Origin of the sequence: Streptomyces sp. NPDC088785 (assembly GCF_044750685.1) — a bacterium.
Taxonomy (GTDB): domain Bacteria; phylum Actinomycetota; class Actinomycetes; order Streptomycetales; family Streptomycetaceae; genus Streptomyces.
In genome coordinates, this window is record NZ_JBIVKH010000001.1 from 532,565 (window position 1) to 559,186 (window position 26,622).

At 74.2% G+C, this 26,622-nt stretch carries 22 protein-coding genes; 11 read left to right on the forward strand and 11 right to left on the reverse strand.

The genetic code is table 11. The features are described 5' to 3' along the window. Positions 1-27: 27 nt before the first annotated feature. The 6 genes from ACIP5K_RS02350 to ACIP5K_RS02375 all read left to right on the forward strand — a co-directional run bounded on the left by ACIP5K_RS02350 (position 28) and on the right by ACIP5K_RS02375 (position 8,735). Complete coding sequence (locus tag ACIP5K_RS02350; RefSeq protein ID WP_401404126.1) at positions 28-1,347, forward strand: hypothetical protein; 1,320 nt, start codon at positions 28-30, stop codon at positions 1,345-1,347. Further along, a complete protein-coding gene (locus ACIP5K_RS02355) occupies positions 1,344-3,713 on the forward strand; it encodes a polysaccharide pyruvyl transferase family protein (RefSeq protein ID WP_401404128.1) in 2,370 nt (789 codons plus the stop codon). The genes ACIP5K_RS02350 and ACIP5K_RS02355 overlap by 4 nt, the downstream gene beginning before the upstream one ends. Positions 3,714-3,883: 170 nt before the next feature. Then, positions 3,884-4,849 (forward strand): glycosyltransferase family 2 protein, encoded by a 966-nt coding sequence (locus ACIP5K_RS02360; protein WP_401404130.1) that lies wholly within the window; start codon positions 3,884-3,886, stop codon positions 4,847-4,849. 3 nt (positions 4,850-4,852) lie between these two features. Continuing rightward, a complete protein-coding gene (locus tag ACIP5K_RS02365) occupies positions 4,853-6,223 on the forward strand; it encodes a polysialyltransferase family glycosyltransferase (RefSeq protein WP_401404132.1) in 1,371 nt (456 codons plus the stop codon). 35 nt (positions 6,224-6,258) lie between these two features. Continuing rightward, positions 6,259-7,383: an acyltransferase gene (locus ACIP5K_RS02370; protein ID WP_401404134.1), complete on the forward strand. Its 1,125-nt coding sequence runs from the start codon at positions 6,259-6,261 to the stop codon at positions 7,381-7,383. A gap of 200 nt (positions 7,384-7,583) precedes the next feature. Continuing rightward, positions 7,584-8,735, forward strand: coding sequence for an acyltransferase family protein (locus ACIP5K_RS02375; RefSeq protein WP_401404135.1), 1,152 nt, complete (start codon positions 7,584-7,586; stop codon positions 8,733-8,735). 24 nt (positions 8,736-8,759) lie between these two features. Here ACIP5K_RS02375 and ACIP5K_RS02380 read toward each other — a convergent pair whose 3' ends face one another. Further along, entirely contained in the window at positions 8,760-9,413 is a 654-nt protein-coding gene (locus ACIP5K_RS02380) for a TetR/AcrR family transcriptional regulator C-terminal domain-containing protein (RefSeq protein ID WP_401405236.1), read from the reverse strand. A 179-nt stretch (positions 9,414-9,592) separates the two neighbouring features. Between ACIP5K_RS02380 and ACIP5K_RS02385 the strand changes: the two genes are divergently transcribed. Then, positions 9,593-11,050 (forward strand): FAD-dependent monooxygenase, encoded by a 1,458-nt coding sequence (locus tag ACIP5K_RS02385; protein WP_401404137.1) that lies wholly within the window; start codon positions 9,593-9,595, stop codon positions 11,048-11,050. Positions 11,051-11,071: 21 nt separating this feature from the next. Here ACIP5K_RS02385 and leuE read toward each other — a convergent pair whose 3' ends face one another. Then, on the reverse strand, positions 11,072-11,728 hold the full coding sequence (leuE, locus tag ACIP5K_RS02390) for a leucine efflux protein LeuE (RefSeq protein WP_401404138.1): 657 nt from the start codon (positions 11,726-11,728) through the stop codon (positions 11,072-11,074). A 122-nt stretch (positions 11,729-11,850) separates the two neighbouring features. After that, on the reverse strand, positions 11,851-13,434 hold the full coding sequence (locus tag ACIP5K_RS02395; RefSeq protein WP_401404140.1) for a methylmalonyl-CoA mutase: 1,584 nt from the start codon (positions 13,432-13,434) through the stop codon (positions 11,851-11,853). A gap of 134 nt (positions 13,435-13,568) precedes the next feature. Between ACIP5K_RS02395 and ACIP5K_RS02400 the strand changes: the two genes are divergently transcribed. Continuing rightward, entirely contained in the window at positions 13,569-14,462 is an 894-nt protein-coding gene (locus tag ACIP5K_RS02400) for a L,D-transpeptidase family protein (protein WP_401404141.1), read from the forward strand. 205 nt (positions 14,463-14,667) lie between these two features. On the opposite strand, the gene ACIP5K_RS02405 is transcribed toward ACIP5K_RS02400, so the two are convergent. The 6 genes from ACIP5K_RS02405 to ACIP5K_RS02430 form a co-directional block, all read right to left on the reverse strand. Then, positions 14,668-15,825 carry a hypothetical protein gene (locus tag ACIP5K_RS02405; RefSeq protein WP_401404143.1) on the reverse strand — a complete coding sequence of 386 codons (1,158 nt, stop codon included), beginning with the start codon at positions 15,823-15,825 and terminating at the stop codon, positions 14,668-14,670. Then, entirely contained in the window at positions 15,825-16,508 is a 684-nt protein-coding gene (locus ACIP5K_RS02410; protein ID WP_401404145.1) for an RNA polymerase sigma factor, read from the reverse strand. Before ACIP5K_RS02410 ends, ACIP5K_RS02405 begins: the two co-directional genes overlap by 1 nt. A 258-nt stretch (positions 16,509-16,766) precedes the next feature. Next, on the reverse strand, positions 16,767-16,967 hold the full coding sequence (locus ACIP5K_RS02415) for a hypothetical protein (protein ID WP_401404147.1): 201 nt from the start codon (positions 16,965-16,967) through the stop codon (positions 16,767-16,769). A gap of 44 nt (positions 16,968-17,011) precedes the next feature. After that, positions 17,012-17,671: an RNA polymerase sigma factor gene (locus tag ACIP5K_RS02420; protein WP_401404148.1), complete on the reverse strand. Its 660-nt coding sequence runs from the start codon at positions 17,669-17,671 to the stop codon at positions 17,012-17,014. Between the two features lie 89 nt (positions 17,672-17,760). After that, positions 17,761-18,189: a hypothetical protein gene (locus ACIP5K_RS02425; protein ID WP_401404150.1), complete on the reverse strand. Its 429-nt coding sequence runs from the start codon at positions 18,187-18,189 to the stop codon at positions 17,761-17,763. A gap of 211 nt (positions 18,190-18,400) precedes the next feature. Next, positions 18,401-19,765 carry a glutamate decarboxylase gene (locus tag ACIP5K_RS02430; protein WP_401404152.1) on the reverse strand — a complete coding sequence of 455 codons (1,365 nt, stop codon included), beginning with the start codon at positions 19,763-19,765 and terminating at the stop codon, positions 18,401-18,403. Positions 19,766-20,054: 289 nt separating this feature from the next. Between ACIP5K_RS02430 and ACIP5K_RS02435 the strand changes: the two genes are divergently transcribed. Beyond that, positions 20,055-22,778 (forward strand): FG-GAP-like repeat-containing protein, encoded by a 2,724-nt coding sequence (locus ACIP5K_RS02435; protein WP_401404154.1) that lies wholly within the window; start codon positions 20,055-20,057, stop codon positions 22,776-22,778. A 193-nt stretch (positions 22,779-22,971) separates the two neighbouring features. On the opposite strand, the gene ACIP5K_RS02440 is transcribed toward ACIP5K_RS02435, so the two are convergent. Together ACIP5K_RS02440 and ACIP5K_RS02445 are read right to left on the reverse strand one after the other, a co-directional pair. Further along, a complete protein-coding gene (locus ACIP5K_RS02440; RefSeq protein WP_401404155.1) occupies positions 22,972-23,490 on the reverse strand; it encodes a hypothetical protein in 519 nt (172 codons plus the stop codon). Positions 23,491-23,596: 106 nt separating this feature from the next. Beyond that, positions 23,597-25,180: a glycoside hydrolase family 20 protein gene (locus ACIP5K_RS02445; protein ID WP_401404157.1), complete on the reverse strand. Its 1,584-nt coding sequence runs from the start codon at positions 25,178-25,180 to the stop codon at positions 23,597-23,599. 384 nt (positions 25,181-25,564) lie between these two features. Here ACIP5K_RS02445 and ACIP5K_RS02450 point away from each other — a divergent pair, with 384 nt between their 5' ends. Together ACIP5K_RS02450 and sdhC are read left to right on the forward strand one after the other, a co-directional pair. Next, positions 25,565-26,083, forward strand: coding sequence for a 2-oxo-4-hydroxy-4-carboxy-5-ureidoimidazoline decarboxylase (locus tag ACIP5K_RS02450; protein WP_401405238.1), 519 nt, complete (start codon positions 25,565-25,567; stop codon positions 26,081-26,083). A gap of 151 nt (positions 26,084-26,234) precedes the next feature. Beyond that, positions 26,235-26,615, forward strand: coding sequence for a succinate dehydrogenase, cytochrome b556 subunit (sdhC, locus tag ACIP5K_RS02455; protein WP_111663982.1), 381 nt, complete (start codon positions 26,235-26,237; stop codon positions 26,613-26,615). The last annotated feature ends 7 nt before the right edge of the window (positions 26,616-26,622 follow it).

Genomic DNA, 26,622 nt, shown 5'->3' on the forward strand with positions numbered 1-26,622 from the left:
CTGGGAGACCACAAGAACGGTGAGCGCATGACGAACCCCCTGGCGGGACTCTTCAAGGCGCGGCAGCGGGACGCCGCCAGGTCGGCCCTGTACGCGGGCAGCGTCCACCGGTGCGGCGCCTACCTCGCCGCTCAGGGCGCCCCGGCCGCGCCGGACGCCCCGGGTCCGGCAGTCCCCCGGCAGACCCGGCTCACCCAGGCGATCGGCACCCTGACGGCGTCGGTCGGCGGTCCGGCCGCCGACCCCTTCGACGCGCTGCTCGGCGTCGGGGAGCGGGCGCTGGAGGCGGGCGGGCAGGCGTCGGCCGAGCTGGCGCTGAGCGTCGCCGGGACCGCGACGCTGCTGCGCCGGCGCTCCCGGGCGGCCTGGCGGCTGCACGGCGCGGCCCTGGACGGGCTGGGCCGCGACGACGAGGCGCTGGAGTCCTACGAGCGCTATCTGGCGCTGGTGCCGGGCGGCGAGGGCGCCCCGGGCACCGCCCGCCGGATCGACACCCTGCGGCAACGGCGCGCGGTCCTCGACGAGGTGGCCGCCCTGGTCCCCGGCGACGACGCGCACAGCGCCGGGCTGCGGGCCGCCCCGGGCCGGCCCGCCGCGCCGCCCGCCGAGGTCACCGCGCGGCTGGCGGCCCTGGTCAGGGGACGGCTGGCCCGGGACGGCGCGGGCGATCCCGCGGTGCGCCGCCTCGCGGAGCTGTACGGCACCTACCGGCGGCTCGTCGAGCGGGACGCCGTGCCCGCCGGCCTGTCCGACACCACCGTCCCCGTCGGCGTCGCCGGGCTGCGGGCGCTGCTCACCGGCAAGAGCGTCTGCGTGGTCGCGGGCGCCGAGGAGGGTGCCCGCGGCGCGCTCGGCGCCGGGACCGACGGCTACGACCTGGTGGTGCGCTGCGACGCGTTCCGCCCCGACGCGTCCGGCACCGGCGTCCGCACCGACCTGCACGCCGTGACGCCGGGCGGCGCCACTCCCTGGGACGGCCCCCCGTGGACCGCGCCGGCCGCGATCCGGCTGGTGTTCGCCGAGGACGCGCCGCGCTGGCGCCGCGTCGTGCGCGGGCGGCTCGTGCCGGGCGCCCAGCAGTACGTCGGCGACGTGTCGCTGCGCCGCCCGCTGACCGACCCGGCGCTGCTGGGCGGGTCCGATGGAGCCGGCGGGTCCGACGGCGCCGCCGCCTCCACCGCCTTCACCGTCCTGCGGCTCCTGGACTTCCTGGACGTCAGCCCCCGCCTCGACCTCGTCGGCCTCCGGCCGGGCGGCGCGGGTGCGCTGCGCCCCGCGGAGGCCGCGTGGGTCGCGGACCACTCGACGCATGTCGACGACAGCACGATGAGGACCAGTCTGCGATGAGCCACTCCCGCGCCGACGACCGCTCGGCCGTCACCGGCAGGCGGCGGATCGCGTTCGCCGTGCACACCGACGCCGGCACGCTGCCCGCCCTGGCCACGCTGCTGCGCAGCCTGGTGCTCACCAACCCGGCCGTCTGCGAGGACGTGGTGGTCCTCCATCCCGGGCTGCCGGACGCCGCGTTCGACGGGCTGCGGCGGCTGCATCCCCGGGTGCTCACCCGCCGGGCGTCGACGCGGGCCGGGGTGCTCGGCCTGCGGGACCACGACACGGTGATCGTCCTGGACCCGTCGATGGTCGTCCTGGGCGGCCTCGGCGAACTGCTGCGCCTGCGGCACGGGGTGGCCGCCGTCCCGCAGGTGTGGGGCGACGCGACGGGCGCCGAGCGGCGCGCGGTGCTGCCCGACGGGCTGCTCGTGGTGCAGCGGGTGGACGTGAAGGGGGCGGTGGACACAGTAGATGCAGTAGATGCAGCGGATACCGCAGATCCAGCAGATCCAGGAGATCCAGGCAGAGTGACCGGGGCGACCGGGGCGACCAGGGTGGCCGGTGGTACCGAGGTGCTCGGTGCGACTGATGTGGCCGGTGCGCTCGCGGGCCGGCTCGCGTCGGCCGCGCCGGGCGGCCTCGACGACGTGCTCGGTGACCTGCTGGTGCCGGTCGACGCGCGCTACGACTTCCGCACCCGGCGGCTGCACGGCGGCCTGCCGGTGCCGTCGGGGGTGGCGGTGCTGCACTTCGACCACGCCCCGGACGCGCCCGGCCACGACCCGGCCGCCGAGGCGCGGCGCCGCTTCGAGCTGGACGACGACGCGTTCCGGGCCGCGTACCGGGCGCTGCCCGGCGGCAAGCACCCCGAACTGGTCGCACACCTCGCGCCGCCGCTCCTGGCGGCCCGGCCCTCCCTCGACCTGGCCCGCACGGTCGCCGACGGGTACCGCCAGCAGGGCCGCTACGACGAGGCCGTCGCCGTGCTCGCCCCGGTCCTCGACGACCGGGCGGACGCGCCGCGCTGCCACGAGACGCTGGGCCTGTGCCTGATGGCGCTGTCCCGCTACGCCGAGGCGGAGACCCATCTGCTGCTGGCCGCCGCCGCCCCCGACACCGCGCCCCGCGCCTTCGCCCAACTGGCCCGGCTCGCCTGGCTGTGCGGCCGGGACGCGGACGCGCACGCCTACGCCCGGCAGGGCCTGTCCGCCGACCCGACCGACGCCGGGTGCCACAGCTGGTACATCCGTACGGGCGTCGACGCGCGGCCGGAAGCGGGAGCGGCGGCGGCCGGACCGGCCGACGAACAGCTCGCGCACGTCGCGCTGTTCGCGGAGGGCCACGAGAACGCGGGCGACAAGGTGCTGCCCGAGGCGGTGCGCCAGTGCTTCGGTCCGGACACCGGGCCCGGCCGCTGGCACGAGCGGCACGCCCACCTGCTGGTGGACGACGAGGCGCTGGACCGGCTCAACGCGCGGCGCGGCGTGGTCGTGGGCGGCGGCGGCCTCTTCCTGCCGGACACCTCGCCCAACAGCAACAGCCACTGGCAGTGGAACGTGCCGGACGCCCTGCTGCGGCGGCTGACGGCGCCGCTCGCGGTGTTCGCCGTCGGCTACAACGTCTTCGACGGGCAGAAGTACCGCAGGGCCCGGTTCGCCGAGAGCCTGCGGGTGCTGGTCGAGCGGTCGGCGTTCTTCGGGCTGCGCAACCACGGCTCGATCGACCGGGTGCGCGAGCTGCTGCCCGAGGAGCTGCGCGAGCGGGTGCGGCACCAGCCGTGCCCGACGACGGTGGCCGACCTGCTGGTGCCGCCCGCCGAGCGGGTCCCGCGCTCCGACACCGTCCTCGTCAACTGCGCGTACGACCGGTCCGGGCTGCGCTTCGGCCACGACTACGGGCACTTCCTGGCCCAGCTGGCGGGCGCGCTGCGGAGCGTGCGCGGGCGGGCCGACGTGCGGTACGCGGCCCACATGCCGGCCGACGAGAAGTTCGTGCACGACCTGCGCCGCGAGCACGGCCTGAGCCTGCCCGTGGAGCGGCTGTACGCGCTGTCGAACGACGCGATCCGCGACCTGTACCGGCGGGCCCGCCTGGTCATCGGGATGCGCGGGCACGCGGGCATGATCCCGTTCGGCTGCGGCACGCCGATCCTCAGCCTCGTCTCCCATCCCAAGCTCGCGTACTTCCTGTCGGACATCGACCGCCCGGACTGGGGTCTGTCGGTGCACGACCGGGAGCTGGGGGCGCGCCTCGCGGAGCGGGCGGCGGCGATCCTCGACGACCACGACGCGGCCGTGGCGGACGTGCGCGCCGCGCAGGCGCCGCTGTGGCGGACGACGCGGGCGAACATCGCCGAACTGCGCGGGACCTTCCGCATGTGATCCTCCGGCTCTCCCCGGAAAAGCGGCCGGCACACGGCACGTTCCGACAATTCACCTGGCACGGAATCAGAGTTCACCCAACGGCGCTTTTCCGGTCACCGTTCTCCACGGGAACATCCATAACCTGTGCACGACCCGCCCCAGGCTCGAACATTTTTGGAGTGGCACGCGTGCCGATACTTTCCGTCATCGTCCCCATGCACAATGTGGGGGCCTTCGCCGAGAGCACCCTGCGGAGCCTCGTCGGCAACGTGCACCCCGACTTCGAGTTCCTGATCGTCGACGACTGCTCCACGGACGCCACCGCGCGGATCATCGACCGCTGGGCGCCGAAACTCCCCAACGCGCGCGTGCTGCGCCACGAGGAGAACCGGGGCATAGCCCAGGCCCGCAACACCGGCATCGACGCGGCGGACGGCGACTACCTCACCTTCCTCGACGGCGACGACTGGTACGCGCCCGGCCACCTCCCGGAACTCGTCGACCGAATACAGCGGTTGGGCTGCGACTTCGCCCGCACCGACCACGTCCAGGCCACCGGCCGCGACCGGGTCGTGCGGCGCCCGCCGGCCGGCGCCCGCGACACGGTGTTCGCGGCCCGCGACGGCATCGCCCCGGCCCACCGGGAGACGATGGTCGACTACCCCTTCGTCTGGGCGGGCATCTACGGCGGGCACCTCTTCGCCGACGGCGGGATGCGCTTCGCGACCCGGCTGCGCACCGCCGAGGACCGCCTGTGGATCTGGCGGCTGCACCTGAAGGCACGGACGTACGCGGCCGTGGGCCTGCACGGGATCTTCTACCGGCGGGGCGTGGCGACCTCCCTGACCCAGGTCAAGGACGACCGCCAGCTGGACTTCATCCCGGCCTACGACCTCCTGCTGGAGGACGTGCGGAACGACCCCGAGGCCGACCGCTTCCTCCCCAAGGCCGTCCGTACGTACTGCGCGATGATCGCCTTCCACCTGGCCAAGGCCGACACGTACGACCCCGCGGCGGCCCGGCGACTGCGCCGCGAGGCCCGCGCCGCCCTCCACCGGATGCCCGAGCAGGTGCTGGAGGAGACCCTCAGATCGATCGACAGCAAGCGGAGCCGCGTTCTCAGCCGCCTGCGTGACGGGCGGAAGGCTGCCTGACCCATGCCGTACAGCACCCACCGCACCACCCAGATCTTCCAGGTCTCGACGCTCTACGGAGCGGCCACGCTGGCCGCCGCGCTCGACGCGGGCCGCTTCGGCGCGCCCGAGGAGGCCCGCCGCATCCGCCGCATCCTCCTGGTCTCCCAGAACGCGACGGTGCCCGAGACCGCGCTGCGCCTCGACGAGATGCACGGCTACGCGTCGATCGCGCGCCGCTTCGACCGCGTGGTCGGCTGGAACGACGCGATCCGCCCGCACCACCCCAGCGTCTGGGGCCCGCGCGGCGACGACGTGACGCTGTGGCAGCGGGCGTTCCGGCTCGCCTGGGACATCGACCCGCGCGAGCGGGTCGAGCTCGCCGTCGAGTCGATCCAGGTCAACCCCGGGCGCGCGCTGGCCGCGATCTTCTCGGAGAGCGCCGTGCACGTGTACGCGGACGGCCTGATGAGTTACGGCCCGACCCGCGAGCGGCTGCCGCTGTCCATCGGCTCGCGCATCCAGCGGCTGCTCCACCTCGACCTGGTGCCGGGCCTGCGCCCGCTGCTGCTCTCCGAGTTCGACGTGGAACCCGAGATCGTGCCCGACGCGGCGTTCCGCGCGGTGCTCGACGAGATCGCGGCCGAGGCCGCCGGCGACCCGCTGCTGACGCCCGTACGCGAACAGGCGCCCACCGCGGTCCTGTTGGGGCAGTACCTCGCGGCCATCAACATCCTGAGCGCGGCCGAGGAGGAGGCCCTGCACGTGCGGATGCTCACCGCCGCCGCGCGGGCCGGGCACACCTCCGTCGTCTTCAAGCCGCACCCGACGGCGCCGCCCAGCTACTCGGCGGCGCTGGACAAGGCCGCCGCCGACGCGGGCGTGCGGCTCACCGTGCTCGACGCGCCGCTGCTCGCCGAGACGCTGTACGCGCACGCCCGGCCCGAGCTGGTCGTCGGCTGCTTCTCCACGGCGATGGTGACGGCGTCCGCGTACTACGGCATTCCCGTCGGCCGGATCGGCACCGCGCTGGTGATGGAGCGGCTGAAGCCGTACCAGAACAGCAACCGCGTCCCGCTGGCGATCATCGACCATGTGCTGCCCGACCTGGCCGAGGGCGCGTCCGCCGCCCTCGTCGGCGCCGCCCCGGACACCCTGGCGCCGCTGGTGCGCACGATCGGCTTCTGCATGCAGCCCGCCCTCCAGGAGTCGTCGCGCGAGCACGCCGAGGCGTACCTGCGCGCGCATCTCGCCGGGCTGCCCGCCCGCTACTTCCCCGAGCCGCGCCTGGCCGAACTCGACCTGCCCGGCGCCGGACCGCAGGCCCGCGCGAAGCTCCGCGCGCGCCGTGCCCGGCGCGTCGTCGGCCAGACCGTCCGGCGCACCGGGCGATGACCGTCCCCCTCCCTCCCGCCCCCGAAAGGCGTGCCGTGCAACCCGAGACGACCCTCAGCCCGGCCGAGACCGCGGCGTCCGCGGCGACCGCGCACAGCGCCGCCGATGCGGCCGCCCCGACCGTCGTGGTGCAGCCGGCCGCGGCGCGCGAGCACCGCTTCGACGTCGACCTGATGCGGCTGCTGTGCTCCGCCATCGTCATGCTGGGGCACGTCGGCTCCCAGTTCATCCGCTCCACCGGCAACGACCCGGCGAACGGCTCCGGCACCTACTGGGCGGGACACGTCGCCGAGGCGATCAACCCGTTCGCCGTCCCCATGTACTTCGCGATAGCCGGGTGGGCGGTGCTCGTGGGCGCGCCGCCCAAGGACAGCGCCCGCATGTGGAAGCGGATCGTGCGCAACACGATCCCGCTGTTCGCCTGGACCGCGGTGTACCTGCTGTGGGCCTGGCTGCGCGACCGCAACGAGCGGCCCATGACCGAGCTGGCGGCGGACTCCCTCTTCGGTTCCGTGCAGCCCGCCTACCACCTGTGGTTCATGTACACCTACATTCCGATCATCGTGCTCCTCGCGTTCGCCATGCTGATCCGGGCGGGCAAGCGCCCGTGGGGCCTGGGCGCGGCGCTCCTCGGCATCGCCGTGCTGCCCAGCGTGATGAGCACCGTCACCTCGGTCACCGGGCACGACATGCCCGCGGTGGCCTGGGGGTTCAGCACGTACTCGCTGGTGTACGCGGTCGGCGGCGCGATGCTCTTCGCCCTCCCGGCCGGTGTCGTGCGGGGGCGCAAGGCGCTGCTGGTGCTGCTGCCGGTCACCATCGCGGCGTGCCTCTGGTACAACACGCAGGTCCACTACGTGATCCCCAACGCCCACCTGTTCGTGGCCGCCATGTTCATCTGCGTGCTGCTCCTGGTCAGCCGGGTCGACGTGCCCGAGAGGTGGCGGCCGCTGCTGCGCAGGCTCGCCGGTGCCGCGCTGGGCGCGTACATGGTGCACGTGCTGTTCGTCGAGGAGCTCGTGCGGCCGCTGGTCTCGCCGGACCTGAGCGGTCCGCTGGCGGGGCTGCTCCTGGTCGGGCTGCTCGCCGCGGTCCTGGCGCTGTCGTTCGCCACCAGCCTGCTGTGGGGGCGGCTGAACCTGCGCCGCTATCTCGGCTGACGGCGGGTGACCGGCGGATGACGTTCTCGCGAGCACTCGGCGAACCGGGCCCGCGACGCCTCGGCACCCGCCGCGGCGCTGCCTAGTGTGGCCGGTGCACCGCCGCCGCGCTGCACCGCACCGTGCCGCACCGCACCGCGCCGCGCTGCACCGCGAAACCGACCGCGACACCGACCGCGACACAGCAGGGAGTGGCACCCGTGACCGAGACGGCCGTCAGCAGGCCGGCCACCGCGCCGGCCGACGCCACGCCGGGTCCGCTCCCGGGGCCGTCCCGGTCGCGCGGCGCGGGCGGCGACGGGCGGCTGCGCGCCCTGGACGGGCTGCGGCTGGTCGCCGCGCTGATGGTCGCGGCCTACCACTACGGCGGCCGGGGCGGTGACGTCGCCACCGCCTGGGGCACCTCGCCGCGCGAGCAGTTCCCCTCCCTGCACGGCCTGTTCGCGTACGGCTGCCTGGGCGTGCAGATCTTCTTCGTCATCAGCGGCTTCGTGATCTGCCGCAGCGGCTGGGGCCGGCCGCTGCGGTCCTTCTTCGCGTCCCGGGTGGCGCGGCTCTTCCCCGCGTACTGGGTGGCGGTCGTCCTGGTGACGGCCGTCTTCGCGCTGCCGACGGTCGCCTACGCGACGGTCTCGCCCAGCGACGCGCTGCTGAACCTGACGATGCTCCAGCAGCCGCTGGGCGCCGACCGGGTGCTCGGCGTGTGCTGGACGCTCTGGGCGGAGCTGCGCTTCTACGCCCTGTTCGCCCTGTGCGTGGTGCTGCCCGGCGCGACGCGGCGGCGGGTGGTGCTGTTCTGCGCGGTGTGGACCCTGGCGGCGGCGCTGGCGCAGGCGTCGGGCGAGCCGTTCCTCGGCGTGCTGCTGATGCCCGAATACGCGCCGTTCTTCATCGGCGGCATCGGCCTGTACCTGGTCCACCGCGACCGGCGCGACGTCCTCGGCTGGGGCATCGCCGCCGTCGGCTGGGCGATCGGGCAGCACTACGCGGTGGCCGGGCTGTGGCACGCGCCCGATCCGCACGCCTTCTCGCAGCGCTCGTCGGCCGGCATCGTGGTGGTGGTCACGCTGGGCTTCGCGGCGGTCGCGGCGATCGCCGCGGGCCGGCTGAGCCGGGTGAACTGGCGCTGGCTGACCACCGCGGGCGCCCTGACCTACCCCTTCTACCTGGTCCACGAGCATCTGGGCTGGGTGGTGATCGGCTTCCTGCACCGGCGGGTGGGGCTGCCGTCGTCCGTCACGTTCGCGGCGACGGTCGCGTCGATGCTGGTGTTCGCGTGGCTGGTGAACCGGTACGTGGAGCGGTGGGCGACGCCCCGGCTGCGCGGGGCGCTGACCACCGGCCCCCGCTAGGGCGGGCCGCCGCCGCGGTCCGGGTCAGCGCACCCCGTACCGCGCCTCGATCCCCGCCACGATCAGGTGCAGCCCCTCCTCGAACCGCTCGTCGTAGCCCGTGAACAGCCGCTCCCCCGCGGCGACGGCCAGCGGGTAGCCGGCCAGCGTCTCGGCGCGCTCCGCGAGGTCGACGGGCGGCGCGGCGCCCGGGGCGGGCTGCTGCATGCCCTGCTCCTCGGTGACGAACCCGAGGGTGTACATGTACGCGGTGGAGGTCGCCCAGGCCGCCTGGTCGGCGGTGAACCCGGCGTCCGTGAGGAACCGCAGGCTCGCCTCCATCCCGGGTCCGTGGTCGGCCCCGGTGAACCGTGAGCCGCTGAAGACCTTCGCGCCGTCGCGGTAGCGCAGGAGCGTGGCGCGCAGTCGGCGGTTGCCGAGCGTGAGCCACTCCTGCCAGGTGCCGTGGGGCCGGGTCGGCTCGTGGGGCTGGTGCGGTTCTTGGGGCCGGGTCGCTTCGTGGGCGACGTCGGGCCCGGCCGTGCCGATCATGCGGCGGAACATCACGGTCGCCATCTCGTCGAGCAGCGCCTGCTTGTTCTTGAAGTGCCAGTACAGGGCGGGCGCCTGGACGTTCAGCTCCTTGGCGATGGCGCGCAGCGTGAGGCCCTCAAGACCCACGTCGTTCAGCAGGTCCAGGGCGGTGTCGGCGACGTACGCCTTGTCGAGCCTGGGCTTGTCGGGCTTGGACCTGTCCGGCTCGGGCTTCTTCGCGTCTTTCGGGTTCTTCTCGTCGGCCACGCTTGACAGTTTAACGCCGTTAAGGCGATGCTCGATCCATCGGACTTAACGGCGTTAAGGAGAGGGTGGCGAGGGCGATGACGGTGGCGACGACGGACGTCCTGATCGTGGGCGCGGGCCCGACGGGCCTGGTGCTGGCGGCGGATCTGGCGCGGCGCGGGGTGGACGCGCTGCTGGTGGAGCGGGCGGACGGCCTGTTCCCCGGGTCGCGCGGCAAGGGCCTCCAGCCGCGCACGCAGGAGGTGCTGTACGACCTGGGGGTGCTGGACGCGATCCGCGCGGCGGGCTCGGAGTACCCCACGATGCGGATGTGGGAGGGCGCCGAGCCGGGCGAGGAGTGGGACATGATGGAGCGCGCCGAGCCCTCCGAGCAGGTCCCGTTCGCCAATGGCTGGCTGATACCGCAGGCCCGCACGCAGGAGGTGCTGTACGCGCGACTGCGCGAGCTGGGCGGCGAGGTCCGCTTCGGGACGGAGCTGACGGGCCTCGCGCAGGACGCGGACGGGGTGACGGCGACGTTCGCGGACGGCACGACGGTCGGCGCGCGGTACGCGGTGGCGGCGGACGGCGGCCGCTCCACGGTCCGCGGGCTGCTCGGCATCGGCATGACCGGGGAGACGGTGGACCCGAAGCCGATGCTGGTCGCGGACGTGCGGGTCACGGACGACGCCCCGGTCCCCGACACCCACTGGCACGTGTGGCCGAAGGCCCCGGGGGGCACGGTGGCGTTCTGCCCGCTGCCGTCGGCGCCGGAGTCCGGCCGGGTCTTCCAGCTGCTCGCGCAGTACGCGGACGAGACGGCCCGCCCCGACACCTCACCGGCGGGCGTGACCGAGCTCCTCGCCGCGCGCACGGCGCTCTCCGAGGAGCACGTCGCCGAGGTGCTCTGGGCCTCGGACTTCCGGGCGCGGGCGGCCCTGGCCGACCGCTTCCGCGAGGGCCGCGTCTTCCTGGCCGGCGACGCCGCGCACGTCCACTCCCCGGCGGGCGGCCAGGGGCTGAACACGAGCGTGCAGGACGCGTACAACCTGTCGTGGAAGCTGGCGGCGGTCCTCGCCGGGGCCCCCGGGTCCCTGCTGGACACCTATGAGGAGGAGCGGATACCGGTCGCGGCGGGCATCCTCGGGGTCAGCACCCGCATCCACCGCTCGGCGACCCCGGTGCGCCGCGGCGGCGAGCTGCGCCAACTGGGCATCGGGTACCGGGAGTCGGCGCTGAGCGTGGAGACCCGCGCGGAGCCGGCCGAGGACGCGCTGCGGGCCGGCGACCGGGCTCCGGACGGCCGCCCCGGCGGCATCCGCCTCTTCGACGCCTTCCGGGGCCCGCACTGGACGCTGCTCTCGGTGGGCACCGCGGGCGCGGCGCTGCCGCCCGCCGGCCACCCGTCGGTCCGCGCGGTCACGGTCCCGCCGTACGCGGCGTACGGCACCGGCGTCTTCCTGGTGCGGCCGGACGGCCACGTGGGATGGGCCGGGGATTCGGCGCAGGGGGCGGCGGAGTATCTGGCGGGGCTGGGCCTCGGCGCCGGGGCGTGAGGCGCCCCGGGGGCACACCGGCTAGACGCTGGCCAGCGACAGCTTCACGGCGAACCCGAGGAAGAGCACGCCGGCCGCCGAGGTGGCCCCGGCCGAGAGCCGCTTGCGGCGGCGGAAGGCGGCGGCGAGCCGGGTGCCGCTGAAGATCAGCGCCGAGAGGTACAGCACGCTGGCGAGCTGCGCGAAGGCGCCGAGGACCACGAAGGAGACCGCCGGATAGGCGTACGAGGGGTCGACGAACTGCACGAAGAAGGCGATGAAGAACAGGATCGCCTTGGGGTTGAGGAGGCTGATCACGAAAGCGCGGCGGAACGGCCGCTCCTGGCCCTCCGCGGCCGGCTCCCCGGACACCTCGGCGGCGAGCCGCTCGCGCCGGGTGCGCCACATCGACCAGGCGGCGCGCAGCATGCCGACCGCGAGCCAGGTGAGATAGCCGGCGCCCGCGTACTTCACGATGCCGAAGACCACGTCGTTGGCCTGGAGCAGGGAGGCGACCCCGGCGGCGGACAGGGTCATCAGGACCGTGTCCCCGCACCAGACACCGGCGGCGGCCCGGTAGCCGGTGCGGATGCCGCGACGGGCGGCGACGGAGAGCACGTACAGCGAGTTCGGCCCCGGGAGGAGGACGATGAGGACGAGGCCCGCGAGATAGGTCGGAAGATCGATGACACCCAGCATGCCCGGAGTGTCGCACATGAGTACGACACTCCGCGCCGGGGTTTCACGTCGTGAAAAGCGCAGGCCGGAGGGGTCGGGGCGGCGGCCGGACGGGCGCCCGGGCCGGTGGTCCGGTGGTCCGGTCAGAAGGTGTCGGCGGGGACGTAGGTGCCCCACACCTCGCGCAGCGCGTCGCAGACCTCGCCGACGGTGGCGCGGGCGCGCAGGGCGTCCTTCATCGGGTACAGGACGTTGCTGGTGTCGTCGGCGGCGGCCTCCTTCAGGGCGGCCAGCGCGGTGTCCACCGCCTCCTGGTCGCGCTCGGCGCGCAGCCGGTCCAGGCGCTCGGCCTGCTGGGCCTCGATGGCGGGGTCGACGCGGAGCGGTTCGTAGGGCTCCTCCTCGTCGAGCCGGTAGCGGTTGACGCCGACCACGACGCGCTCGCCGGAGTCGGTCTCCTGCGCGATGCGGTAGGCGGAGCGCTCGATCTCGGACTTCTGGAAGCCGTGCTCGATCGCGCTGACCGCGCCGCCCAGGTCCTCCACCCGCGCCATGAGCGCGAGGGCGGCGGCCTCCACGTCGTCGGTCATCCGCTCGACGACGTAGGACCCGGCGAAGGGGTCGACGGTGGCGGTCACATCGGTCTCGTAGGCGAGGACCTGCTGGGTGCGCAGGGCGAGCCGGGCGGACTTGTCGGTCGGCAGCGCGATGGCCTCGTCGAAGGAGTTGGTGTGCAGCGACTGGGTGCCGCCGAGGACGGCGCCGAGGCCCTGGACGGCGACGCGGACCAGGTTCACCTCCGGCTGCTGGGCGGTCAGCTGGACCCCGGCCGTCTGGGTGTGGAAGCGGAGCATCAGCGACTTGAGGTTCCGGGCGCCGAACTCCTCCTTCATCACCCGCGCCCAGATGCGGCGCGCGGCACGGAACTTGGCGACCTCCTCCAGGATCGTCGTCCGGGCCACGAAGAAGAAGGACAGGCGCGGGGCGAAGTCGTCGACGTCCATGCCGGCGGCGACGGCGGTGCGCACGTACTCGATGCCGTCGGCGAGGGTGAAGGCGATCTCCTGCGCGGGCGAGGCGCCCGCCTCGGCCATGTGGTAGCCGGAGATCGAGATGGTGTTCCACTTCGGGATCTCGGCCCGGCAGTACTGGAAGATGTCCGCGATCAGCCGGAGGGAGGGCTTGGGCGGGAAGATGTAGGTGCCGCGGGCGATGTACTCCTTGAGCACGTCGTTCTGGATCGTGCCGGTCAGCCGGTCGGCGCTCACGCCCTGCTCCTCGCCGACCAGTTGGTACATCAGCAGCAGGAGGGCGGCGGGGGCGTTGATGGTCATGGACGTCGACACCCGGTCCAGCGGGATGCCGTCGAGGAGCACCCGCATGTCGTCCACCGAGTCGATGGCGACGCCGACCTTGCCGACCTCGCCGGAGGCGAGCGGTGCGTCCGAGTCGTGGCCCATCTGCGTCGGCAGGTCGAAGGCGACGGAGAGGCCCGTGGTGCCGTGGGCGATGAGCTGCCGGTAGCGGGCGTTGGACTCGGTGGCCGTGCCGAATCCGGCGTACTGGCGCATGGTCCAGGGGCGGCCGGTGTACATGGTGGGGTAGACACCGCGGGTGAAGGGGTACCCGCCCGGTTCGCCGAGCTGCCGCCCGGGGTCCCAGCCGTCGAGATCCGACGGGCCGTAGACCGGCTCGATGGGCAGTCCGGACTCGGATGCGCGCGCCATGGTGGTGCCTCCAGCGGGTTACTTACCAGTAGTCGTCGACCCTCGGGACGGACTGTAGTGGCAGTTCGCAACGTTTCGGCGGCGGGCAGCATCACTGGATACACAGGAGAACGACGCGACAGGTGGGGGACATCATGCGGACATCGGTCCTGCGGAGCGCACTGGCCGCCACCGGGGTACTGGCCCTGGTCGGCGGCTGCACGGCCCAGGCGGTCGGGGGCGCCGCGTCGAGCCCGTCGGCCGGACCGGCGTCGTCCGCCCCGGCCACGCACTCCCCTTCCGCGGCGGCGTCCTCGGCCCCCGCGTCCCCCACCCCCTCCGCACCACCCGCCTCCGCACCCGCGTCCGCGGCGCGCGACGACGCCAAACCGTCCGCCACCGCGCCGCCGAAGCCGGGCCGGACGCTGTGGGCGCGCGGGGACGAGGGCCCGCGGGTGCGGGAGTTGCAGGCGCGGCTGCGGCAGGTGGCGTGGCTGTTCGACGGGCCGACGGGCACGTACGGCGCCTCGACGGCCGCGGCGGTCGAGGGCTTCCAGGGCAAGCGCGGACTGGCGCGCACCGGGACCACCGACACCGTGACCTGGCAGCGGCTGCTGCGGATGACCCACGCGCCGAGCCGGGACGAGCTGTACGCCTCCGGCGGCCGGCCCGCGGCGAAGCCGGACCCGCGCTGCCTGACGGGCCGGGTGCTGTGCGTCAGCAAGACCAGCCGGACGCTGTCGTGGATGGTCGACGGCAAGCGGCTGATGACGACGGACGTGCGGTTCGGCTCCCAGTACACGCCCACCCGCGAGGGCGTGTTCCACGTGGACTTCAAGTCCCGGCACCACGTGTCGACGATCTATCACACGCCCATGCCGTACGCGATGTTCTTCAGCGGCGGGCAGGCGGTGCACTACTCCTCGGACTTCGCGGCCCGCGGCTACGCGGGCGCCTCGCACGGCTGTGTGAACGTCCGGGACGAGGCGAAGATCGCGCGCCTCTTCGACCAGGTCCGCACCGGGGACAAGGTCGTCGTCTACTGGTGATGAGCGGCGTGGGTGGGACCGGGGGAACGTGTCCCACCCACGCCAGTGGCACTGAGCCGAAGGTACGGGGGGAACCCCGGCTCGTGCGCGGCCGATGACCAGTCGGCTCACTCAGTACTGCGTCACAGGCTCCAAAAACGTCACACCTGTTGCGTAGATTTTTCTACGGGACACCGCCGCAGCCGCGTTTGTGCAGGTCAGCGCCTTATGAGGCGGACGGGGAGGGTGCGGCGGCGGGGAGTTGCGGGGCGGCGCTGTAGGACTGGCCGGGTCTCGGCCGGGGCTTGACGCCGAGCGAGCCGAAGCCGCCGCCCGTCGTGCCGACGCTACCGATGCTGCCGACGTTGTCGATGGTGCCGACGTTGTCGATGGCGGTGTTGCTGTTGCCGAATCCGTTGCCGCCGCCGTTCCCGGGTCCGCCGCCGTCGCCGGATCCCTCGGCCCCGCCGTCCGCGTCGCCGTCCCGGCCGCCCCCGTGACCCGCGGCGTCCGGGCGGTGGTCGGCGCCGCCGAGCACCCGGTCGCAGAGACGGGCGATGTCGGCGGGCCCCCGCCCGTACCGCTCCGCCGACTCCCGCAACCGCTGCTTCTCCGCGGCGGACAGCCGCCCGCCGCGGTACTCGACGCACCCCTTGGCGATCTCGCGGCGCAGCGTCTCGGCGCCCTTGCCGCGGCCGGTCGCCCCCGGGCGGGGCGGGTGCGAGGTGCCCTTCCCCTTGTCCTCGCCCCTGTCCTTCTCGCCCTTACCGCCCTTCCCGTCCTTACCGTCCTTCGGGGCCCGCTCCGTGCGGTCCGGTTCCGTGGCGTCGTCGGAGCGCGACGAGCCGCCCGTCTGCGCCTCGTCGCCGCCGCCCGTGGCGCGCGGCGAGCCGGTGGCGAGCGGCTGCCCGGAGTCGGCGGCGGAGACCGAGGAGGCGGGCACCGGTGCGTCGCGGTCACCGAACGGCGAGGGCAGCACCCCGGTCCCGGCGGCGACGGCGACACCGCCGACCATGCAGACGGCGACCGCCGCGGCGAGCCCGAAGCGCACCGGGCGGCCCCAGCGGCGGGCCGGTGCCGGGCGGGCGGCGACGGCCACGCGCTGCCGTCCGGCGCTGCCGCCCGGGTGCGCGGCGCCGCCCGCCGAGGCCGCGGCCGCGCCCGGTGCGGACTCGGCACGGACCTCCCGGAACGCCTTCAACGCGGCTTCCTCGCCCGGGAGTTCACCGTCGGGGCCGGACGGGAGGGCGCTCAGCGCGTCCAGCGCGCCGGTCAGCCGTCCGGCCCGGAGGGCGTCGGAGTCGTCGACGGACTCCAGTGGCTCCCCGCGCAGCACGCGCTCCGCCGCGTCGCGGTCCAGCCACCTGTAGTGCTCGTCGGCCATCACATGTCCTTCTGCGTCCGCGTACGCGATTGCGTCACACCGGCGGACGTCACCGTGCGTGTTCTCGGTTGCCTCGGATGCGGCAGTGTGACCAGGGCCCCGGGGTCGCCGGGGGCCGGCGGGGCCGGCGGCGGCTCCGCGCCGAGGAGCTCCGCGAGCCGCTTCAGACCGCGGTGGGCGGCCGTGCGGACGGCTCCGGGCCGCTTGCCGAGGGTCTGCGCGGCGGTCTTCGCGTCGAGCCCGACGACGACCCGCAGCACGACGGCCTCGGCCTGGTCCTGGGGCAGTTGGGCGATCAGCGCCATGGCGTCACCGGTCGCGAGGGACTCCATCGCCTCGTCGGCGGTGTCGCTGGAAGCGGGTCTGCCGGTGAGTTCTGTCTCGTCACCGCCTATGGCGGGCCGGCGTCCCCGCATGCGTATGTGGTCCAGGGCGCGGTTGCGCGCGATCCGGGCGGCCCAGCCGCGGAACCGGTCGGCGTCGCCCTCGAACCGCTCCAGATCCCTGGCGATCTGGAGCCACGACTCCGACGCGACGTCCTCGGCGTCCGGCTCGCCGACGAGCATGCGCAGGTATCCGAGCAGCCTCGGATGCACGGCGCGGTACACGGTCCGGAACGCCGCCTCGTCCCCGTCCTGTGCCGCACGTACCGCGGCGGTCAGCTCCGCGTCGTCCCCCAGCACTCCCAGTCCCTGCCCAATGGTCTCGTGCGCGCCCCCAGCGCGAATCAGCACGCTACGGCCGAAACGCCGCCGCGTCCATGTTTGTACAACGTGCAACGAACGGCCTACACAGCGGGGTGTGACAGAAAACGCACGGGCGGCGCTGAAGGGGGTACGGGCCGCTCGCGACCCGTAACGCGCGGCGGCCGGGGTCTCTCCTGTGGGGGGTGGCGACCTCGGCCGTCCGTCTGCCGGGCCTCCGGTCAGCCGGGTCTCCGGTCAGCCGGTCCGCGCCGGATCCGCGTCGTACGGGAGCCGCCAGTCGTCACGGCGGCGGGGCGCAGCCGCGAGGGCGCCCGCGTCGCGCGCGGCGCGGAACGCGGCGAGCGCCCGCCGTTCCCCGGCCGTCTCGGACGGCTGCGGCGGTCCGACCGCGGCGGCCAGCGCGGCACCCAGGAGGTGGGCGTGTTCGTCAGTCATCTCGACTCACTCAGCGTGCGGACCCCGCCGACCGTCACACCTCATCACCCTTTGTCCTTCGATGCGTCCCTCGATGCGTCCTTCGATGCGTCCTTCGATGTGTCCGGTTCCGGCTGCCCGGGCGGGCCGTCCCCGGTCGCGAGCTGCCGCGCGAGCCGTCGCAGACCGCGGTGCGCGGCCGTGCGCACGGCGCCGGGCCGCTTGCCGAGGACGCGCGCGGCGGCGGGCCCGTCGAGGCCGACGACGACGCGCAGCAGCACCGCCTCGGCCTGGTCCCGGGGCAGCCGGGCGATGAGGGCGAGGGCGCGCTCGGTGGAGAGGATCTCGATGGCCTGCTCGGCGGTGTTGTGGGTGCCCGGCAGATCGAGCGCGTCCAGCTCGGTGCCGGCCGGGCGGGGCCGCACCTTCTGCCGGCGCAGCAGGTCCAGGGCGCGGTACCGGGCGATGGTCGCGGTCCAGCCGCGGAACCCGGCACCGTCGCCGCGGAAGCGCCCGAGGTCGCGGGCTATCTCCAGCCAGGCGTCGGCGGCGACGTCCTCCGCCTCGTCGCCGACGAGCCCGCGCAGGTAGCCGAGCAGGCCGGGCTGGACCAGCCGGTAGGCAGTGGCGAACGCGCCCTCGTCGCCCTCCTGGGCCCGCGCGACGGCGGCGCCCAGCTCCGCGTCGTCCGCGCGCGCCCCACGAGGCTCCCCGCCCTGCCCCAACCGCTTTCCTTCTCGTACGTCACTCAGGACGGCGGCGCCTCAGCCGTCCACGTTCCCCGAGTTGATCAGCGTCCCCCCGCGCGGAAGTGTCACAGGGCGGCGCACTCGCGGCCCCCTGCCCGGCCGGGCAGGGTCAGGTAGAAGGTGCGCAGCGACTCCTCGGCGCCGACCTCGTAGCGGTTGACGACCTTGCCCAGCGGGTTCCACACCCGGCCGTCGGGCATCCGCACGCCCACCTGCTGCCCGAAGTAGGCGCGCTGGTCGGCGTCCAGGTCCACCCACACGGCGCCGGCGCACCGCACGAGCACCTCGCCCACGTAGGCGCCGAGCCCGAACAGGACGGCGTCCGGGCGGTCCCGCCCGGGGGCTCCCTTGCGCAGTCCGTCGATGAGGAAGTCGACGACGCGCAGGCTGGCGACGGACGTGTCCAGCGGCAGTCGGGACGAGGCGACGCGCGCGACGAACGCCGTCGCGTGCCGCCGCATGTCGGCCGCCGTCGGCTTGAAACCCTCGGACATGGTGAGCCCCCCTGGTTCTCGCTCCGTACTCCTCAAGCGGATGAACCGCCCCGGGCGTCACGGGTGGCCCGCATGTCGCTTCTCACACCGCGGGGCGCTGGTGCCGTACAACCGTCCGCGAGGCTCGTCCGTCGGGGGCGGGGCGGGAGGGGCGTGCCCCGGGCTCGCGCCCCTCCCGCCCCGCCCCGGCCCCGCGGCGCAGGGGCGGCGCTCAGCCGAGGGCGAGCGCCCCCCGCTCCTGCGGCACGCCCACGGTGGCCCGCATCACCGTGCGCGCGGCGTTGCGCAGGTCGTCGAGGAAGAGCGCGGCCAGCCGGGGCGTGAACCCGGTGCGCACGACCACCCGCAGCACCCAGGTGTCGGTGAGGCCGGTCGGCAGCGGGTACGCCGGGACCTGCCAGCCGCGGGCGCGCATCGCCAGCGCGATGCCGCGCTCGTGCAGCCCGAGCGCGTGGGCGCGGTCGGTGAGGCGGAACGCGAAGGCGGGCAACTCGTCGCCGTCGCTGAGGAGTTCGAAGAGGTCGAGGTCGGCGATCCCGGCGGCCAGGCCGCGCGCGGTGCGCCGGGACTCCAGGTGCAGCCGGCGCAGCCCGGCGTGCCCGTACCGGTGGAAGGTGTAGTACTGCGCGGCGACGTGCGAGGCGGGCCGGGTGAAGGTGAGCGAGAAGGTGTTCATCTCGCCGCCCAGGTAGTCGACGTGGTGGACGAGTTCGGCGGGCAGCGCCGCCGCGTCCCGCCACAGCGCCCAGCCGAGCCCGGGGAAGACCTGCCCGTACTTGTGGCCGGAGGTGTTGATGGAGGCGACGCGCGGGAGCTGGAAGTCCCACAGCAGGTCGGGGTCGAGGAAGGGGGCGACCAGGGCGCCGGACGCGCCGTCGACGTGGACGGGGATGTCGTGCCCGGTGGCGGCCTGGATGCCGTCGAGCGCGAGGCACAGGTCGGCGATCGGCTCGTACGACCCGTCGAAGGTCGAGCCGAGGATGCCGACCACGCCGACGGTGCGCTCGTCGCAGTACTCGCCGAGCATCTCCGGGGTGAGGTGCAGCCGGCCGGGCGCGAGCGGGACGAGCCGCGCCTCGACGTCGAAGTAGGAGCAGAACTTCTTCCAGCAGACCTGGACGTTGGCCCCGGCGACGATGTTGGGCCGCTCGGTGTCGCGCCCCGCCTCCCGGCGGCGGTGCTCCCAGCGCCGCTTGAGGGCGAGCCCGGCGAGCATGGCGGCCTCGCTGGACCCGGTGGTCGAACAGCCCGTGGCGCGGGCCGCGTCGGGGGCGTGCCACAGGTCGGCGAGCATCCGCACGCAGCGCGCCTCCATGTCGGCGACCTGCGGGTACTCGTCGGTGTCGACGAGGTTCTTGTCGGCCGTCTCGGTCATCAGCAGCCGGGCCTCGTCCTCCATCCAGGTGGTGCCGAAGGTGGCGAGGTTGAGGCGGCTGCGGCCGTCGAGGAGGAGTTCGTCGCGGATGGCGTCGTAGACGGCGCGCGGCTGGGACTCCTCCAGGGGGAACAGGGTCTCGACCGGCGTGGCGGTGGGGGCGGCGAGTGGAGCGGGGACGGGCGCTGAAGTGGAGGACATGAGCCGAACCTAGAACGCTCACCGCCGCTGCGACCTGCGGGAATTCACCCACGCGAGGGAGGGGAAACCGAGGTTAGACACATTCTTTGGCTGCCTGATTGGCGACCTTTACCCCGCCTTAGGCATATGCCTACACCGCTCTTATGCCCGGACGCCCTACGTGACGTACGGCACATCGGCACAACCCGTGCCGCCGCTGAGCGGTCTTTCGCTGATCGGGACAACCACCCGCGGGACGCGCGGGGCATGTGGGAACTTCTTCTGTGGACTTTTTCAAGGGGTGGGGCAAGTGAGCCCGCGACATTCGCGAGGGAAGGCGCAGCAGACGCGCGCCGCGCACGCGTACAAGCCGCTCGGTCTCAAGCGCAGGGCCTGGATCACCGTCGGCGCGGTCGCCCTCGGCGGCGCCGGCGTGGTGACGTACGCGATGGCCGATCCGGGGACCGGGGCCGACGGCGCGCCGCCGCACAGGGCGGCGGCCGTGCACTCCGTGGCCATGCGGACCGAGGACGACCGCAAGGTCGTGCCGCAGAAGACGACGCAGCCGTTCAGCGCGGTGACGGTGACCTGGAAGGACCCCGGGGACAAGCTCGACGGCTCGGCCCAGTTCCGCTCCCGCGACGCGCGCTCGGGCGACTGGAGCGCGTGGACGACGCTGCCGGCGGAGACCATCGACGCGGACGGCGCCGAGCGCGAGCGGGCGGCCCTGCGCGGCGGCACCGCGTCCGTGCCGACGACGTCCGACGCGGACGGTGTCGAGGTCCGGGTGGTCGACGCCGACGGCGACGCCGCCGGCCTGCCCCCGGGCATGGACGTCAAGCTGATCGACCCGGGCACCGGCTCCGCAGCGGAGCGCCGCACCGGGATCGAACCGGCCGGGTACGCCGAGGAGTCGACCGCCCCGGCCGGCACCCCTGACGCCGCGGTCACCACGGCCGCCGGGTCCACCGCGCCGGAGAGCTCGGCCCCCGCCTCCTCCCCGGCCGGGGCCACGGCGGGCGCCGCGGACACCGCGACCGCCGCCGCGTCGCCCACCACCAGCGCCCCGCAGACGCCGCCGGCGCCGCGGCCGTCGACGGTCGTCAAGCCGCACATCCTCACGCAGGCCCAGTGGGGCGCCGGCACCAACTACGACGGCACGCCCACGTACGACACGGAGATCAAGGCCGCCGTCGTGCACCACACCGGCGTCGACTCCGACAACAAGGTGCCCTGCGCCCAGTCCGCCAAGCGGCTGCGCGAGATCCAGCAGGAGCACATCGCCAAGGGCTACTACGACATCGGCTACAACTTCGTCGTGGACCGCTGCGGGCAGATCTTCGAGGGCCGCAGCGGCGGCATGGACCTGCCGGTGCACGGCGCCCACGACTACGGCTTCAACACCGACACCGTCGGCATCTCCTACCTCGGCAACTTCGAGTCGGCCAAGCCCAGCAAGGCCGCCCTCGACGCGATCTCCCGGGTCGTCGCCTGGAAGTTCGGCCAGTACGGGATCGTGCCGACCGACAAGGTGACGCTGACGTCCAACGGCGACCTCGGCACCGACGGCAACAAGGTGGCGCTCGGCAAGACCATCACCCTGCCCCGCGTCTTCGGCCACCGGGACACCAACGCCACGCTCTGCCCGGGCGCGAACCTGTACCCGAAGCTGAGCCGCGTCGCCACGCAGGCCGCCGCCCCCGGCGTCTCGCACGCGCTGCCCTCGCAGAACCTGACCGGGGACGCCACCACCGACCTCGTCGCGGGCGTCCCGAAGGGTTCGAGCGGCGGCCAGGTCGCCGTCGTCCCGGGCTCCGTCAACGGCCCGACGACCACCGGCCGCAAGCTGATCTCGCAGTCCACCGGGGACATCCCGGGCGCGGGCGAGAGCGGCGACGAGTTCGGCGCGTCCACCGCGACCGGCGACGTCGACGGCGACGGCCACACCGACCTCGTCGTCGGCCAGCCCGGCGAGGACGACACCACCGGCCACAAGGACCGCGGCGCCTACACCATCGTGTACGGGCCGGGCTTCACCACCGGCACCGGCGTGAACCTCGACGCGAGCTACGACCTGTCGGGCGCCCGGTTCGGCTCGGCGGTCGCGGTCGGCGACTTCAACGCGGACGGCACGGCCGACGTCTTCGCCGCCTCCACCGGCCACGGCGGCACCTGGTCGGCCCGCTACGGCGACGGCTGGGACAGCGACTCCATGGTCACCACCGGCGAGGACACCCTGACCTACGCGGACGCCACCTCCGGCGACTTCAACCGGGACGGCTACGCGGACGTCGCGCTCAACTACCGCGACGGCGCGGGCCTCGGCAAGGTCGTCTGGTACAAGGGCGGCGCGGGCGGCCTGCGCAAGGCCGCGACCCTCACGGTCAAGGGCGGCCGCTCCATAGCCTCCGGCGACCTCAACGGCGACGGCGTCGACGACATCGTCATCGGCCAGCCGTACACCTCCGAGTCGGCCGCCCACTCCGGCGGCCAGGTCACCGCGGTCAAGGGCGTCGCCGGCACCGGCCTGACGGCCACCGGCGCGCGGACCGTCCACCAGTCCACCAGCGGCGTCCCCGGCGCCGCCGAGGCCGGTGACGCGATGGGCGCCTCCGTCGCGGTCGGCGACTACAACAACGACGGCTACGCGGACGTCCTCACCGGCGCCCCGAACGAGGACATCACCCGCAGCGGCAAGAACCAGGCCGACGCCGGCACGTCGCTGCTCCTGAAGGGCTCCTCGGCCGGGCTGACCGGCACCGGCGCGATCGCCGTCTCGCAGGACGAGGCCGGCGTCCCCGGCTCGACCGAGACGAAGGACAACCTCGGCTCGTCCGCGGCGCTCGCCGACCTGTCCGGCTACGGCCGGGCCGACCTGGTCGTCGGCGTGGCGGGCGAGGACGCGGGCAACGGCACGCTGCTGTACGTGCCGAGCAACAGCGGCGGCCTGGGCCTGTCGACGGCCGCGTACTACGGCGTGACCCAGATCGGCTCCCCGGCCGGCGCCCGCCTGGGCACCAACCTGGCGCCGTGACCGGCACCGCGCGCACTCGGGAACGCGGACGCCGCGCGGCACCGCGTTCCCGGGGCGCGCGCCCCCGGCGCGTGCCCGGATTGTGCCCGCGCTTGCGCCGCGCGCGGCCGATGGGTTACTCACTACCTCCCACGGGCGCGGCCCCGGCCGGCACAGGGGGCGGCCGGGTCCGGGCCGTGCGCGGGGCCGGACGTCACAGGGAGACGACGCCGATCCGGTCCAGGAACCGGAAGAACAGCTCCTCCGCCGACGGCTCGGCGCGGGCCCGCAGCACGTCGAGCAGCGGCCCGGCCTCGACGGTCCGCTCCCCCTCGGCGGCCCAGGCGACGGCGTGCTCGGCCGCGTCGTCGGGCGGCAGGAAGTAGTCCTCCAGGGCGCGCTCGTCGCCGCCGATGTAGCGGGCCATCGCGGCCCGGCCCAGACAGGTCGTCCAGGCCCCGCTGCGCGGCGCGGCGGCCTCCACCACGGCGCACCGGCTGTCCATCACGTAGGCGAACAGCGCGGGCGCGTCCGTCTCGGCCGCCAGCGCGTTCATGCTGCCGGGGTCCGGCGCCTGCTCCCCGTCGGCCCCGCCGCCCGGGCACTCCCACACCTGCCAGCCCCCGGCCCGCTCCTCCAGGAGCGTCAGCGTGTCCCGTACGCCGCTCAGCGCGGCCAGCCCGCTGAGCGGCCCCGCGCTTCTGGCCACCACGTAATAGCCCCAGTAGCCCATCCCGTGCCCCCGTCCCCGTGTTCTTCCGTTCCTCGCGGCTCCGGCCGAATAGACCACAGCGCCGCGCGACTTCGCCACCGGATGGGCAAACTCGCGCGGGCGCCCCTCAGCCGTCCAGCCGGTCGGCCAGCTCCTTGAACCGCGTCCAGCTCAGCTCCGGCCTCCCCGCGCCCCACAGCTTCTGCACGGTCGCCCGCAGCGGCATCCGGATCCCCCGCGCGACCTGCTCCTGCGTCTGCGCCCCGGCGAGGTCGCACCACACGGCGAAGGAGCCGCCGAGGATCTGGCTGTCGTACTTCTCGGGGACCGGCCGCGTGCCGCGCACCACCAGCGGGGTCCAGCTCTCGTAGATCCGCTCCCCCGTCGGGTAGACGAAGGTGTTGGGCTGACCGAGGACGTAGTACAGGTACTCGTCGTTGTAGTTGGTCAGCTTCCGTCCGGCGGCGAGGAAGGAGACGGGGTCGCGCGCCCCGATCTCCTTGCCCGTCCAGTAGGCGACCTCCAGCTTCGGGTCGGCCTCGACGACCCCGCCGGTGAAGAAGCCGTCGTTCCACGCCTTCAGGCGGCGGTCGAAGGGCTTCAGGGTGGCGGCGCGGTCGTTCAGCCAGCCCTGGGCGAGGTCCTGCACGCGCGCGTCCGCCCCGTACTTCTGCCGTGCGGCGCGCGCCAGCCGCGGGAAGGACGCCTGCGGGTCCTTGCGGGTCAGCGCCTGGTACTCGTCGCCGCCCAGGTGCCAGTAGGCGCCCTTGAACAGGCCCGCGTACTCCTTCAGGAGGTCGTCGACGAGGTCCGCCGCGGCCGGCTGGGAGATGTCGACGGCGCCGCGCACCGGCACCCCGCCCGCGTCGCGCAGCTGGAGGCCGGGGTGGGCCCGGATGACGGCGCCCAGGTGGCCGGGCGAGTCGATCTCCGGCACGACCGTGACGTGCCGCTCGGCGGCGAGCGCCAGGATCCTGCGCACCTGCGCCTTGGTCAGGTGCTCGGCGGAGACGATCTCGGGGTGCGAGTCGGAGGCGATGCTGAAGGACTGGTCGTCGGAGAAGTGCAGCCCGAGCTGGTTGAACTTCAGGTCGCCCAGCTCGCGGATCCGGTCCTCGATCCAGCCGGCCGTGAAGTGCTTGCGCGCGATGTCGAGGCTGAACCCGCGCTGCGGCTTGGCCGGCTCGTCCGCGACGACCCCCTCGGGCGCGGTGCCGCCGCCGTGCACCTCCTGCTTGAGGGTGCGCGTGCCGTAGAAGACGCCGGTGTCGTCCGGGGCGACGATCCGCACCCGCCCGTCCGCGACCGTCATCCGGTACGACTCGGCGCCCGCGCCGGACGCCCCGCCGAGCGCCAGCTCCACGTCGCCGGGGCCCGCCCCGCTCCCCTCGCCCGCGTACGTCAGGTCCAGTTCACGGGCGAGCAGCCGGCCCTCGTCGGCCAGCCGCGCGTCGCCCACCACGACCCGGCCGCCGTCCGGCTTCCAGCCCGGCCCGCGCGCCGGGGTGAAGTCCCGGACCGCGGGGATCGTGCGCGGGGGCGTGGACATTGGGTAGGACCGGCTGGGCGAGGGGGAGGCCGAGGTGCGGGGCGACGACGCCGTCCCGCCCGCACCGCCGTCGTGGTCCGGCCACAGCACCACGGCCCCGGCGACGACCCCGCCGGCGACCACCACGGCCGCCCCCACGAGGACCTTCCGCTCCACACCCATACGACCCGGCTCCGATCTGCGCCCCGAGGGGGCACGGGGAACTGCGCGACCAACCACGGCGGAAACCGCACCCGCGGCCGCACCTCATCGCTACGGCGAAAAGGCGCACACCGCAAACGACACCCACCCACACCTGTCCACCCGCGTCAGCCAAACTCCCCGTCCGGGTGAAATTCGCGCATCCGTCGGACACTCGCAATCAGCCCTCGCTAGCGTTACGCCACAAACCACACCCGCACCGCCGATCCCAGCCGCCGGAGGCACCCGCTGTCCGCGCACCGCCCCCCTCCCGGTCCCGACCGCCTGCCCATACCGGCCCAGGTCACACCGCACGAGGGACTCACCCGGCTCAACGCGCTGCCGCGGCACGCCGCCGAACAGGCCCTGAGCACCTGCTGCGCCAGCCGCGCCTGGGCGCACCGGCTCGCCGCCCACCGCCCGTACCCGGACCTGGAGGCGCTGCTCGCCGCGGCCGACGAGGCGTCGTACGACCTGCGGCCGGCCGACATCGCCGAGGCGCTGTCCCGGGAGAGCCTGCCGCTGCCGCCGGTCGCCGCCGTCTACTCGGCCGCGCACACCGCGCTGGCCGCCGCGCACGCCGCCTACCAGGACCGCTTCGGGCACGCCTTCGTCGTCTGCCTGGACGACACCGCCCCCGACGAGGCCCTGGACCACCTGCTCAGCGCCCTGCGCGCCCGCCTGGGCAACGACCGGGAGGAGGAGCGGGTGCTGGCCGCCGACGAGCTGCGGCGACTCGCCCGGGGCCGCATCGGCCGGCTGGTCCGCAACTTCCCGGACCTCCTGGAGCGCCCCGAGCGCCCGGAGCACGCGGCGCCCCTGCGCCCGGGCCCGGCGGAGGCGGAGCGGGAAAGCGTCGGCAATAGCCCGTACGTGCCTGTTTGATTGCCTGTTTGATCACACCGCAGGGCCCCCGCGCGAACGAGCCGACAACTCGTCGATACGATGACGAGCGGCCGGTGGACCGTACCCGGCCGGGCCCGACCGACACCGAAGCCGGCGCGGCCCTCAGTCCCCGCTCCCGGAGGGTTCTTCCGTGCCGGCTGGAACGCTGTACCGCGGCCGGGAAGGCATGTGGTCGTGGGTGGCTCATCGAGTCACCGGTGTCCTCATTTTCTTCTTCCTGTTCGTACACGTCCTGGACACCGCTCTCGTCCGCGTCTCCCCCGAGGCGTACGACGATGTTGTCTCCACCTACAAGACGCCGATCGTCGCGCTGCTGGAGTACGGCCTCGTCGCCGCCATCCTCTTCCACGCGCTCAACGGCCTGCGTGTCATCGCCGTCGACTTCTGGTCGAAGGGCCCGCGCTACCAGAAGCAGATGCTCTGGACCGTCGTGGGCATCTGGGTCGTCCTGATGGTCGGGGCCCTGTACCCCGTCCTCGGCCACGCCGTCCGTGAACTCTTCGGGAGCTGAGGCCAGA

What these genes read in the sequence shown, in the direction of transcription:
- ACIP5K_RS02350 (WP_401404126.1), top strand. Translation starts at nt 28, where the DNA reads ATGACGAACCCCCTGGCGGGACTCTTCAAGGCGCGGCAGCGGGACGCC.
- ACIP5K_RS02355 (WP_401404128.1), top strand. Translation starts at nt 1,344, where the DNA reads ATGAGCCACTCCCGCGCCGACGACCGCTCGGCCGTCACCGGCAGGCGG.
- ACIP5K_RS02365 (WP_401404132.1), top strand. Translation starts at nt 4,853, where the DNA reads ATGCCGTACAGCACCCACCGCACCACCCAGATCTTCCAGGTCTCGACG.
- ACIP5K_RS02385 (WP_401404137.1), top strand. Translation starts at nt 9,593, where the DNA reads ATGACGGTGGCGACGACGGACGTCCTGATCGTGGGCGCGGGCCCGACG.
- leuE (WP_401404138.1), bottom strand. Translation starts at nt 11,728, where the DNA reads ATGCTGGGTGTCATCGATCTTCCGACCTATCTCGCGGGCCTCGTCCTC.
- ACIP5K_RS02395 (WP_401404140.1), bottom strand. Translation starts at nt 13,434, where the DNA reads ATGGCGCGCGCATCCGAGTCCGGACTGCCCATCGAGCCGGTCTACGGC.
- ACIP5K_RS02400 (WP_401404141.1), top strand. Translation starts at nt 13,569, where the DNA reads ATGCGGACATCGGTCCTGCGGAGCGCACTGGCCGCCACCGGGGTACTG.
- ACIP5K_RS02405 (WP_401404143.1), bottom strand. Translation starts at nt 15,825, where the DNA reads ATGGCCGACGAGCACTACAGGTGGCTGGACCGCGACGCGGCGGAGCGC.
- ACIP5K_RS02415 (WP_401404147.1), bottom strand. Translation starts at nt 16,967, where the DNA reads ATGACTGACGAACACGCCCACCTCCTGGGTGCCGCGCTGGCCGCCGCG.
- ACIP5K_RS02425 (WP_401404150.1), bottom strand. Translation starts at nt 18,189, where the DNA reads ATGTCCGAGGGTTTCAAGCCGACGGCGGCCGACATGCGGCGGCACGCG.
- ACIP5K_RS02430 (WP_401404152.1), bottom strand. Translation starts at nt 19,765, where the DNA reads ATGTCCTCCACTTCAGCGCCCGTCCCCGCTCCACTCGCCGCCCCCACC.
- ACIP5K_RS02440 (WP_401404155.1), bottom strand. Translation starts at nt 23,490, where the DNA reads ATGGGCTACTGGGGCTATTACGTGGTGGCCAGAAGCGCGGGGCCGCTC.
- ACIP5K_RS02445 (WP_401404157.1), bottom strand. Translation starts at nt 25,180, where the DNA reads ATGGGTGTGGAGCGGAAGGTCCTCGTGGGGGCGGCCGTGGTGGTCGCC.